This is a genomic window from Pseudomonas moraviensis subsp. stanleyae (genome assembly GCF_036283065.1).
In the GTDB taxonomy this organism is placed as follows: domain Bacteria; phylum Pseudomonadota; class Gammaproteobacteria; order Pseudomonadales; family Pseudomonadaceae; genus Aquipseudomonas; species Aquipseudomonas stanleyae.
The window spans coordinates 1-403 of the sequence record NZ_JAADJI010000035.1; the positions used below are offsets into that span (position 1 = coordinate 1).

A 403-nucleotide genomic window follows, 5' to 3' on the forward strand; every position below is an offset into this window, starting at 1 on the left:
CGTGAGCTTGTACAACACATGTTTGGCCTTGGGACTGCCGCCCGCCGAAAGTTTCCCCAACTTGCTTGCGCTTGGCACTCCCTCAAGCCACTTACCGTCAGCGCCCTTATCGTGCCCATCCCAGTCCTTGCCCCAGCCAAACTCCACGGCACAGATGTAGTCGGCGATGTGCTCGCCGCTGACACCCAAGCCCTCATTCAAAATGCTGGAAGGAGCCTGAAGACCAACTTTGGAGGCTTCGACCTGATTGGAGTGAGTGCCACTGGCACCGTCTGTGCCTTTGGCTGCAACGGCGGCATCTTTGTTCGCAGGCTTTTCCGCTCTTTTCGGATGGCTTGAACCGGAGGAGGCAGCAGAGCTGTTGCGCTGCATGCCTTTCCATTTGACCAAGCGCTTTTCAACA

1 pseudogene is annotated in these 403 nt (G+C 57.1%); it reads right to left on the reverse strand.

From position 1 onward, the window contains the following. Positions 1-403 (reverse strand): annotated as a pseudogene (locus GXB78_RS27990) (hypothetical protein); the annotation flags it as partial.